11 protein-coding genes and 1 riboswitch are annotated in these 10,676 nt (G+C 39.9%); all 11 genes read right to left on the bottom strand.

The genetic code is table 11. The features are described 5' to 3' along the window. Nucleotides 1-79: 79 nt before the first annotated feature. A riboswitch (cyclic di-GMP riboswitch) is annotated at nucleotides 80-170 on the bottom strand. Nucleotides 171-638: 468 nt separating this feature from the next. After that, entirely contained in the window at nucleotides 639-2,198 is a 1,560-nt protein-coding gene (locus AC075L_RS20630; protein WP_476388113.1) for a hypothetical protein, read from the bottom strand. Between the two features lie 92 nt (nucleotides 2,199-2,290). Further along, on the bottom strand, nucleotides 2,291-2,875 hold the full coding sequence (locus AC075L_RS20625; protein WP_476388112.1) for a hypothetical protein: 585 nt from the start codon (nucleotides 2,873-2,875) through the stop codon (nucleotides 2,291-2,293). Nucleotides 2,876-2,946: 71 nt separating this feature from the next. After that, nucleotides 2,947-4,062: a hemoblobin-interacting domain-containing protein gene (locus tag AC075L_RS20620; RefSeq protein ID WP_476388111.1), complete on the bottom strand. Its 1,116-nt coding sequence runs from the start codon at nucleotides 4,060-4,062 to the stop codon at nucleotides 2,947-2,949. A 317-nt stretch (nucleotides 4,063-4,379) separates the two neighbouring features. Beyond that, nucleotides 4,380-5,669: an SANT/Myb-like DNA-binding domain-containing protein gene (locus AC075L_RS20615; RefSeq protein ID WP_008704252.1), complete on the bottom strand. Its 1,290-nt coding sequence runs from the start codon at nucleotides 5,667-5,669 to the stop codon at nucleotides 4,380-4,382. Nucleotides 5,670-5,767: 98 nt separating this feature from the next. Beyond that, nucleotides 5,768-6,334: a hypothetical protein gene (locus tag AC075L_RS20610; RefSeq protein ID WP_476388110.1), complete on the bottom strand. Its 567-nt coding sequence runs from the start codon at nucleotides 6,332-6,334 to the stop codon at nucleotides 5,768-5,770. Beyond that, entirely contained in the window at nucleotides 6,315-7,454 is a 1,140-nt protein-coding gene (locus AC075L_RS20605) for a recombinase family protein (protein ID WP_476388109.1), read from the bottom strand. The genes AC075L_RS20610 and AC075L_RS20605 overlap by 20 nt, the downstream gene beginning before the upstream one ends. Before the next feature lie 15 nt (nucleotides 7,455-7,469). Beyond that, nucleotides 7,470-7,655, bottom strand: coding sequence for a hypothetical protein (locus AC075L_RS20600; protein ID WP_020993868.1), 186 nt, complete (start codon nucleotides 7,653-7,655; stop codon nucleotides 7,470-7,472). 293 nt (nucleotides 7,656-7,948) lie between these two features. Then, nucleotides 7,949-8,710, bottom strand: coding sequence for a creatininase family protein (locus tag AC075L_RS20595; RefSeq protein WP_008704256.1), 762 nt, complete (start codon nucleotides 8,708-8,710; stop codon nucleotides 7,949-7,951). A gap of 21 nt (nucleotides 8,711-8,731) precedes the next feature. Then, nucleotides 8,732-9,244: a sodium:solute symporter family transporter gene (locus tag AC075L_RS20590; RefSeq protein WP_476388108.1), complete on the bottom strand. Its 513-nt coding sequence runs from the start codon at nucleotides 9,242-9,244 to the stop codon at nucleotides 8,732-8,734. Beyond that, the gene (locus tag AC075L_RS20585; RefSeq protein WP_476388114.1) at nucleotides 9,141-9,575 is read right to left on the bottom strand and encodes a hypothetical protein; all 435 of its coding nucleotides are present in this window, start codon (nucleotides 9,573-9,575) and stop codon (nucleotides 9,141-9,143) included. Before AC075L_RS20585 ends, AC075L_RS20590 begins: the two co-directional genes overlap by 104 nt. Then, nucleotides 9,550-10,212 (bottom strand): sodium:solute symporter family transporter, encoded by a 663-nt coding sequence (locus tag AC075L_RS20580; RefSeq protein ID WP_476388107.1) that lies wholly within the window; start codon nucleotides 10,210-10,212, stop codon nucleotides 9,550-9,552. Before AC075L_RS20580 ends, AC075L_RS20585 begins: the two co-directional genes overlap by 26 nt. Between the last annotated feature and the right edge of the window lie 464 nt (nucleotides 10,213-10,676).

Below are 10,676 nucleotides of genomic sequence, written 5' to 3'. Positions count from 1 at the left end.
ACACATCTATATAGTATAAAAGGTATCGGAATCTCTTCTGTTCAAATATCTTTTCCATATATTATGATGATATGGAAACAGTGGCAACCGGCTGACATGGTCAAACTTTCTGACTTTAGTCCCTTCTGGCTTTGCGTCCCTGCCTTTCAACAGGTTTGCCTTTAAAATAATGTTCATTTTTTCCAAAAATAAAATACCATGTGGTTTTTCTTACGTCAATAATATTTTGGTGGAAAATTTACATATATTTTAACCGAATCAAGTAACTCCCCTGTGGAGATTGCGAAAAGCAATAAGCAGTGGGTGAGGACCTGCTGTTTATTTTTCTAATCCCGCGGAAAAAATGCCCATTCGCCATTTCCAACATACCCTCTTTCATACCGCCTATAATAAAATCGAATCTATAAACATGGAAAGTTACTGTCCAGTGAACCCCTGAACAGTAACGGTTCCAATACACACTTTTTATTCCGTATGGTTCTTTCCAGTTTTCCACATAAACTGTTAGTAAAACTGGTATCTTTTTTCTTAAAAGCGAAATCTCTGCAACATTCCTGACAAATCAGAGGGGATACTGCAATGTATAATATGCATTGCCGGTATCCCCTCTGATTTACTCAACCATTATTCACAATTTTTTATTTCATTTTAACTTTTCTGACATTTGACCATTCGCTGAATGTTTTTGAATTATCCTCAGAAGTACGGTTCCATGCATGTAAACCAATATAATAAGTGCCTGATTTAACATTCTTAAATGTAACAGTTACTGTATTTCCTTTTATCTTCTTTACGTAATAATTCTCTCCTGAAACAGCAGGGCGTTTCTGTCCGTTAGTTCTGGTAAGGGTGTCACTGAGAACCACATCATATCCCTGAGAGTTTTTGCTCTTCGTATATTTTACTGTCACTGTGGAACCTTTCACAGTTACTTTACTGATCACAGGTGTCTGTGGCGTAATGGTACTTACATCTACTTGATGGATTTCAGACCACTGTCCAAATACTTTTTTGCCATCTTCACCTTTAAACCATGCGTGGCACGCCACATACCAGGTTCCCTTATCCATATATGCAAACGCAGACTTCAGTTCTTCCTGATTTTTCAGGACCTTTGTATACTGTCCTGTTTTGAGCATATCCTCAGAGGTACCGATCACATAATCATATTTCAGAGCACCCTTACACTCTTCATTCAGCACCATTTTTACGGAGTTTTTGGAAACAGATACATTCTTTATAACTGCTTTTGCAGGTCTGGTATAATTTCCGTCTGAATCTGTGATACTTCCGTCTGTACTGTAGGTATTTCCTTTGGTATCGGTTACAGTTTCATCCTTATTTACAGTTGGCTTTTTACCATCTGCATCAGGTGTCAGCTCCGTGCCATCCGGAAGTGTTACAGTTCCGTCTGAGCTGATCACGATTCCTTCCGGTGTAACAAGATTTCCATTTTTATCTTTCTCAGTTCCCTCCGGGTAAGTATCCGGTATCGGAGCGACAGTTGGTACCGGCGTTACTGTTGGATTCACCGATGGTGATGGATTTACCGACGGTGACGGATTTACCGACGGTGACGGGTTTACCGACGGTGTTGGATTTACTGACGGTGTTGGATTTACTGATGGTGTTGGATTTACTGTCTGTATGATTGTGGTATCTGATATAGTACAGTTCTGAATTTTATTATCCGGTGTTTCTGTAATGTCACTCCAATATGTATCCGGAGCAGATTCACTGTTGGAAGTTATTTTTTTACCATTTACCGCTGTTCCTTTTGTAGAATGAGATATAGTGACAGATTCAGTATATGCTTTACCTGGTTCCGCATTTTTGTTCATAACGGAAGTAGAACCTCCCTCCAGATATGCTTTTGCTATTTCTACATTTCCGGTGCCCTCAACTGCATTGCCACCGTTATCACCATCTCCTCGTCCTGCAACAGCAATCAACGTTCCTGCTCCGGAAATCGTTCCGTTGTCAAGAATCACCGCTGCACCGCCAACTGAAGTAGTTGCTATGTTTCCTCCGCCGTATGCTGCAAGCTGGCTGCCCTCGCCAATAGTAAGTGTTCCGCTGCTGACTTTCAAGGCTGGCTGTCCGCTGTAGCTTTTTCCTGTGGCAGGATCTGTTCCTGTGGCAGCTTCATCACCTTTGATATATACTTTTCCTTCTACCTTTACATTTCCGCTTATCACAACAACAGGTGATGTATTGTGACGTGCCTGTGTTCCATTGGGAAGGAAATTAGTGTTGAGAGTAGATCATGGAATTCCTTATGGTCGCTCCATCATTCAGAATCAGGCTGTCCATTAATGGAAGTACCTGTCAGGAATTTTCCGCTATAATCATCGTGATTGACAGATATTGTTCCACCATTTTCTACTTCAATCTGTCCATATATGGAAGAATCTCTCAGATTCAATGTTCCGCCATTTTCTACTTTTATCTTCACACTGCTGAGAACCTTCATATTGACCATTGTAAGATCACATCCAGCCGGTATGATCAATGTCTGGGTTGTAGCTTCTCCCTCTGAAACAGCATATCCCAGTTCTCCATATGTACCGCTGGTGTGAGAGCCATACCAGGCTTTAATCTCTGCCGGGACTGTTACAATATCATCTGTATCATTAAAATCAGGAATTACCCATGGATCCATATCATACATGTATTTTCCATCTGCAGTCTTGGTTGCATTTTCAAGCTTCAGATGATCTGCCAGTTTTTCCTTAGTACTGTAAACCTTGAAAGTAAGCTCATTACTTGTTACTGTACGCCCTGATTCATCAGTTACTGTAACATTGACAGGATATGTACCGATTTTAGCAGGAGTTCCGCTGAGAGACAGAGAACTGTCATATGTGGAATACATCCCTGCCATCCCACTTTCACTGTCAATGTTTACCTTTGTATTCTTTGTGTCAATTTTTACACCTGTTTCTTTTAACTCCTTCCAGTCAGCTTCAACAGGTTCCTGCCCATCCGGAAGTCAGCTGCTTCCACAACTACATTACTGTTTTTGTTGGATGAAACAGAAGTGGATGCCCCTGAAACTGCATCGTATTTCTGCTGCCCTGTAACAGCGCTTTCGAAGTATCCTTTTAATCTGACATGAAGAGTGTTCACTCCGTTAGATGCACCGTTAATATTAGTTTCACCAGAATCAGCTGTAACAACTTTGAAGTCATTTCCTTCTGCAGTTACCTTAAGATAAAGTTCTTTATATCCATCACTTTTTATTGTAATGACATTTCCAGTATGAAGTACAGTTGAATCAAATACAACACGATTATTACTGCTGTCTGGACAATATGCTTTTCTGCCATATAATGCTATTGCATAATCTGTTTTATCCCATACTGTCCCATCTACAGATATTTCTTTGATTTTACTGATATAATCAGAAACATTATTTTCATCAGCTGGTTTAATGATCTTGTAGTCTGTACCTGAAATTTCCACTTGATCTCCCGCAAATGTTGGCGCATCTTTGGTCTGTTCAGGTTCAGACTGTGAAGTTACTTTTTCAACGTTCCAGTGTTTTCCGGTTCCTGTTACCTTTAAAGTAAGATCCTTGTATCCGGTACTGGTGATTACAATCTCATTACCCACTTCAAGTCTATCTGGAGATAGTCCAACATAACCGTCTGAGTCTTTTTTAATATATGTTGTTCCTGTAAGATCCCACGAATAAGTTACTTCATTCCACTCTGTTCCATTAATAGATATTCCTGTAATTTGCTCAACATACCTTGAGTTAAGAGAAGTTTTTAGTTTACAAACATTCGCAAAAGAACCACTTTCATATTCTGCTATCACCTCCGGCGGTTCTTTCGCACTTTGTGTACCCTCATCCTGAGCCGCCTGTACATTCTCCTGCTCATCCGCAAAATCCGGTGTTCCCAATCCATCACTAAAGGAATCATCATCTGCCTCCTGTGTGATCGCTGAATCCGTAGTCATTGAATCTGTAAATATGTCTGCTGCACATACCGGTACAGAAGCAATCATGTTTGCCGCAATTGCCATAGACATCAGAATTGCCATTCTTTTCTTCATCTGTTTCTTTATCCTCCTGTAATATGATATCAGGGGCAAAAGATATTTCGTCCCTGACTTGAAGCTATCTGTGTATCATCTCATTTCAGATGAAGCGGATAAAATCCTCCGATTCATCTCAGTTCTTCAGTGGAAGTTTAAATGATCAAATCACGCAATAGTTTGCTTTGGTTAACTCTGTTGGTTAGTATATTCTAACCTGCGTGAAAATGCAAGAGAATTATTCTGCATCTGTTGAGAAAGTATCTCATAAATCAAGCAGTATCCTGTTGACAAATTTTTATCATTTCACAGCAAGATAAGACAGAATAGAGCAATTATGGCAATTCCATAAAATAATGCAGGTAATAAATCAGGTAACATCCTGCTATCAGTCTGAAAATATCATCTTCTATCTCTTTTTCGCTGCTGTTTAAAGTAATTTTGTTTCCTTCTATCTGAAGCCCCATTGTATCCGCGAGATTCTCAACCCGTTGCCTGTCATATTCTTTTTCATCCAAAAGAACAGACTTCTCATAAACCCTGAATTTTCCGGTTTCATCACATTCCAGTCTCAGATGCAGTTCAGGGAGTTTTCCGGGTTTAAAGGTTATCTCACTGTATGTCATAGATTGTCTTACTTTTGTGATTCCCTGTTTCACTGCCAGTATGATCCATTCATCCAATACAGGTCCTTTATACATAGGAAGTCCATATTGCAGATGTAATTGGGCCGCCTTGCTGATGCAAGCATTTCTGGTACGGTTATTCAGACGTTTATAAACATTGCTGCCCTCAACCGGGTAGTATTTCTTCAGTATCTTCTCTTCGGCTTTTGTCCATGGATCATTGGTTTTCCTGCTTAATCCCAGAATCATCGCTCTGTATTTGCATGCCTGAAGAGATCTTTCAGGAATAAGAGTATGCACATATCCGGCACCTTTTTCTTCATAATATCGGGAAATGATCGCATCCTCTTCCTGTGTCCATGGAAGTCTGTTATTGTCTGATCTGACATTTAAGTACTTAGCTCTGGACTGACAGGCAGTCAGAGTTCTCCCTTCCAATCGTTCTGCTGCCTTCCTGCCTTCCGCTTTGTAATATGTTCTTATAATTTCATCTTCTTCTGCAGTCCATTCTTTTCTTCCCTGTATGCAAAGACCTAATTTGGCAGCTCTTTTATTACATGCCTCTTTGGATCTTCCCTCCAGTCTTTTCTGAACTTCAGCACCTTCTGTCGGATAATAATTTCTCAGAATTTCATCTTCGCTGCTGCTCCATTTTCTGTTTGCCCCGGAATAAGTAAGTCCTAATGCAGCAGCTCTTCCTCTGCAGGATTCTGCTGATCTCTGATTTAAGCGATAACGTACCTTACTGCCCTCCGCAGCATAATACTCTCTGAGTATTTTATCCTCTGCCTCTGTCCATAATCTGACATATTTAACATCATTCTGTACAGTTGCTGAAGAGGAAATGTTTTTGGATATTTCCATTTTTGATGCCTGGATCCTGCAGCTTTTTGCAGTTCTTCCGGATAATCTTTCACAGACCTGATCTCCTTCTGCGGGATAGTACTTTCTTAATATTTCGATTTCATCGGCTGTCCATCTTTTTTTCGTATTTGCCATGTCTTACACCTGTTTTATATATTATTTCAAACTGAAATATTCACTACTTCTTACTTTTCGTAACCTTCGCAAAAGAATTCCATATGTGAATGCAATATCTACATAGAAATTCCTGAATGTACAACATATTCATACCCTGTCTCCGTAGTATAAGTTTTTTCCTGTCCCAGTGCCGGAATAACAGATTCAGGGCTGTGCAGACTTCCACTTTTAAATACGATCATCACTTCTGCTTTCTTTTCATTAACCGGAGTTATTTCTATATTATTGATTGTGTTTTCAATCATGGCCCTGGTGATATCTTTGGGTTTTACGCAGGAATATTCCTTTGCATAGTCTAATATCCTGTCCATCTGATCTGTCAATTCTGTTTTTGAAAGAGGTTTCATGCTTTTCAATTGTTCCAGATTCGCTTTTTTCTCTGCTATCTGCTGTGTAAAAACCTTGTTTCTGCTTAAAAATTCCGCATCAGAAATGTAGCCGCCCATATTGTAATCCAGCAGCTTATCTCTCTTCTGTTCCAGTACTGTTATTTCATGCTGTATGTTGTCAATTTTTTCTTCAGTTCCTTCTGTTTTGTTAATCTCTTTCTCATAAAGTTCCAGATACTTATGCAATATACTTTTATTGCTTTGAGCCAGATTGTTATAAACATCCGATATCATCTCCAGCAGGATTTCTTCTTTTACCGGTTTTGATCTGCAGCGAAACTGCGCCCTGTTTTATGCGATGACTGCATACCCAGGTCTTTGCAGCTTTTCCGCGGACAGTTCTGACTTTCAGCCAGTATGCAGCTTTATCTTCCGCACAATGTATAAGTCCGGTAAAAAGGTTGTCCTGCTTATAGGAAGTTTTTTTCAACTTGATATTTTTACTTCTTTCTTCCATAATCCTGTTTGCATCTTCCCACAGTTTTTCATCCACAATTGCAGGGACATGGGTACCATCGTCTTTATACATCACCCATTCATCTTCAGGCAGGAATTTCTGTTTCTTAGTAAAGAGATCAACTATTTTTACTTTTCCACCAACATAGTAACCCTTATATTTAGGATTTCGGATAATATTGGCAATCACATGGCTGTCAATCTTTCCCCCTTTATAATTTCTGTATCCACATTCCCATAAAAATTGTTCCAGTGAATGGGTAGACCAGTTTCCCAGAGCATATTTTTCAAAAATAAGCTGTACCATTTTTGCCTCTTCGGGATTCAAAAACAATTTTCCGTTTCGCTTGTCCCATCCATATATATGTGAATTACCAAGAACCACACCGTTCTGTATGGATCTTGCATGACCGAAACGCACACGACTTGAAAGTTTTCTGCTTTCTTCCTGTGCAATACCGGACATAATTGACAGCCTGAGTTCCGAATCCTCATCTAATGTATTGATATTGTCATTCCTAAACCAGACAGCAGTTCCACAGTCCAGAAGCTCTCTTGTATATCGTATACTGTCTAATACGTTTCGGGCAAAACGGGTAATCTCTTTAGTTATGATAAGATCAATTTTCCCGGCTTTTGCATCCTGGAGCATTCTCTGGAATTCCTCTCTGTGGGTTACGGTAATACCGGAGATTCCTTCGTCTATATAACCATCCACAAGCGTCCAATTCTTTACGTCTGAAATCAGTTGTTCAAAAAAAGTCCACTGATGCTCAATAGAGGTTTTCTGTTCCTCCTTATCCGTACTGACTCGGGCATAATACGCCACATTCAGTTTCAGATCAAATATATTTTTCTGCCGGGATTTCAGTTCCTCACGTGTTGCATAAATATCCATCTTATTCCTTTCCAATCAACTGATTCGCTGGCAATATTCATCTGAACTGTCCATCTGTTCTCCATTCTTCGCGACTGCTGTATTGAATGTACTCAAGGTTATAATGTCTTTCTGGATACTGCTGTGCAGTTTTTCGGAAATCTGTCCATTATCAAGCATTTTGTCATTAATCATTGTCAGTACAACCTGTTCCAATGTCATAAGCATTCCTCCTGTTCTGTATGTTATAATGTGCAATTTGGCATAGAACTATCCAGCGGTAATATGATGAATTTTATAAAATAATTATAACTGATTCAAAAATAACTGTTTTTGAGGCGAAAAAAAAGCAGCTAACCTATTTTTCATAGACTAACTGCTTAAAGTACGTAAAAAACCAGAAAGATCTAACAGTTCAAAAGATTCTTTCCGGTTTTTTACACATATAAAGCGAGGGCATCGCTCAATCATCTAATTTGATGATTTTACGACACCCCCATCCCTTCAGATATATATCAGGAAGACAGTTCTATCTGCTTCATTTCTTCCAGAAAATCACGGATATAGGATACTGCCAAATCAAGGGCCTCCTGTCCAAGTTCTGCGGAAGAATCTTTCGGATCAAAAGGTCCAAACCAGCCGCTTGGAGCAATTTCTTTGGTATCTCTCACAAGACGTACGATACCACCCTTGAAATTAACTGCCTGGATATAAGCCGCTTTCATATTCTCAGAAGGATCCTGCGCATTGATAGGCTTGCTGAGCTCCAGATGTACTGATTCCGGAGCAATTGCCATCATAGCTGAGGTCTCCAGAACATCACCATGGCCGCCATCAAATTTCTTGTCAAGTTGAGCCACCAGACTCCACCAGTCTACACTTGCACATACGCCCCCTTTGTGATATACCTCCAGAGCCGCCCGATCAATGGATGGAGTATTGCCGCCATGGCCATTCAGAACTACAAAACGTTTTGCGCCATGCTGCATCAAAGAGTCCATAATGCCATGCAGAACCATATACAGTCCCTCATAACCAATATTAATACTTCCCTCAAAGCTTAAGTGATAAGGACATACACCGTATGGAACAGTAGGTGCTACGATTACGTTATCTACATCCTCCACATGATCCGCCAGATAGGACGGTACCATAAAGTCCGTTCCCAACGCACCCTGTGTTCCGTGCTGCTCGGTGCTTCCCACCGGAATCACAATAATCGGATCCTTCTCAAAAGCCTCTTTTGCTTGTGCTGTAGTCATTTTTGCAAGATACATTTTAAATACGCCTCCTAACTTTTATACTGTAAAATGACGATCAATAGTCTCCTGCGGCGGAGTTTCTGTAAATTTACTTACTACAATCATTACAATAGAAGCAATGATCGTAGTTGGGAACAGTGCATGGAATCCCATAGCCAACGCCTTGACAGACGGATTCAGTGTAAAGAGCAACAGTGAAATAATACCTACTATAACCGATGCGATTGCTCCCTTCGCTGTTGCTTTCTTCCAGTAAATTCCAAACAGAATCGGCACTACAAAAATTGCCATTCCTGAGAATGCAAACAGGTTAATCTCAAAAATACTGCCTGGCTGGAATACACCAAAGCAAATTACAACGATACCGATAATTACAGTCACTACCTTAGACAGGCTCATAACAGCCTCATCTGTAGCATTCTTATTGATAATCTTCTGATAAATATCACGGGTAACAGCACCGGTGGTGGTGACCAGAATACCATCGATAGTGGACATACCTGCTGCCACGATACCTGCGATGAAAATAGAAGCCAGGAATGGATTCATTCCCCTCTGCCAGAATCATTGGAATAATCTGATCTGCCTTCTCGATATTCTGAATAGAAGCGATACCATTTACACCGGCCCACTCAATCAGAGTCGCAGAGAAAAACATACCTGCAGTACCAAGAAGAATTGCTTTAAACATAGTCTTATGATCCTTCATGGCAAAGAATTTGGTAAACAGATGTGGCTGTCCCATGGTAAAGAAGGACCACAGTACAATGTTGGATATATAATAAGTCCAAGGCATATAACCATTGGCACCCGGGAAAGTCAAATAAGCCTCATTCATGCTCTGAAGTGTATGGTTAATATTGGAGAAACCTCCACCCATTACTATGGATACAATAAAAGTAACCACTGCCAGTAGCAATCATCAGAGACCCCTGGATAACGTCTGTCATCATGGCACCTTTCATACCACCAGTCATACAGTAGAGAATGACAATGATACCCATTCCCACAACGCCTACCCATTCAGGCAGTCCGGTAAATACATGTACAATAACGCCTGCTCCGATAATCTGTGCACCCATCATCGGAACCAGGAAGAAGAGCATCATCACGCCCAAAACACCGCTCATATTCTTGGAGTGATAACGATCTGTCAAGTAATCAGCCATGGTCAGAAAACCATATTTATGACCAAGGGTAATCAGCTTGCGACCAATCAGAAGAGCCGGAAGAATCATACAGAACACAGCTCCAGGTACAGAAATAGCCATTCCTGCATAGCCTACACCGTAAATGGTTCCCTGTCTATCAAGAAATGTTCCCATGGAAAACTGGGTTGAGAAATATGCAATACCACTTACTACCACGCCAGCCTTTCCACTCAATACAAAGAAATCGCCAATATTATTCGTCTTACGTCCTGCGTACCAACCAATAAATGCCATAATTCCAAGATAAAGTACCAGAACTGTATAGAAAGGAATCGGTGCTGGCTGAATTACTGCTGCTCCATTCATTTATTTGTCCTCCTCATCATAAGTGTGATATTCTTTTCTCTTCATACACATGCGATAATAAACGGTGATCAGCACAAATGTAATGGCAGTGTGAACAATCCATCCGAATATATAGAGTGGAACACCACCAAATGCGGGAGTATACGTCTCGCTGTAGAAAAACGGGAATCGGGATCGTAATTAATACAAACATAATCAGAAAAATAATCAACCATGTCCGTTCGAAGTGTTTCTCAAAAAGTTTCTTCATAGCCTTTTTCCTCCTTTGCTTTCAAAAGAAAATCATGTAATATATACTATGATTTTCTTTCGATTTTTTGTTAAGTATATACTTTACTTTATATTTTCCATTATACATGCTATAATAAATTTGTAAAGTTTTTACTTATATTTTTATGAAAAAAATATAAAACATTGCATGCGCCATGCAAAGAAAGGACATCGTGTAATATCTATGGATATTT

Source organism: Blautia sp. ZXY-1-B12, from assembly GCF_056339915.1.
The sequence above is the reverse complement of the archived record's forward strand: the minus strand, read 5'-3'. Positions and strand labels throughout refer to the sequence as shown.

Coding starts and splice junctions, on each gene's coding strand:
- AC075L_RS20625 (WP_476388112.1), bottom strand. CDS start 2,875: ATGTATTCCACATATGACAGTTCTCTGTCTCTCAGCGGAACTCCTGCT.
- AC075L_RS20620 (WP_476388111.1), bottom strand. CDS start 4,062: ATGAAGAAAAGAATGGCAATTCTGATGTCTATGGCAATTGCGGCAAAC.
- AC075L_RS20615 (WP_008704252.1), bottom strand. CDS start 5,669: ATGGCAAATACGAAAAAAAGATGGACAGCCGATGAAATCGAAATATTA.
- AC075L_RS20610 (WP_476388110.1), bottom strand. CDS start 6,334: ATGATATCGGATGTTTATAACAATCTGGCTCAAAGCAATAAAAGTATA.
- AC075L_RS20605 (WP_476388109.1), bottom strand. CDS start 7,454: ATGGATATTTATGCAACACGTGAGGAACTGAAATCCCGGCAGAAAAAT.
- AC075L_RS20600 (WP_020993868.1), bottom strand. CDS start 7,655: ATGACATTGGAACAGGTTGTACTGACAATGATTAATGACAAAATGCTT.
- AC075L_RS20595 (WP_008704256.1), bottom strand. CDS start 8,710: ATGTATCTTGCAAAAATGACTACAGCACAAGCAAAAGAGGCTTTTGAG.
- AC075L_RS20590 (WP_476388108.1), bottom strand. CDS start 9,244: ATGAATCCATTCCTGGCTTCTATTTTCATCGCAGGTATCGTGGCAGCA.
- AC075L_RS20585 (WP_476388114.1), bottom strand. CDS start 9,575: ATGGGTGGAGGTTTCTCCAATATTAACCATACACTTCAGAGCATGAAT.
- AC075L_RS20580 (WP_476388107.1), bottom strand. CDS start 10,212: ATGAATGGAGCAGCAGTAATTCAGCCAGCACCGATTCCTTTCTATACA.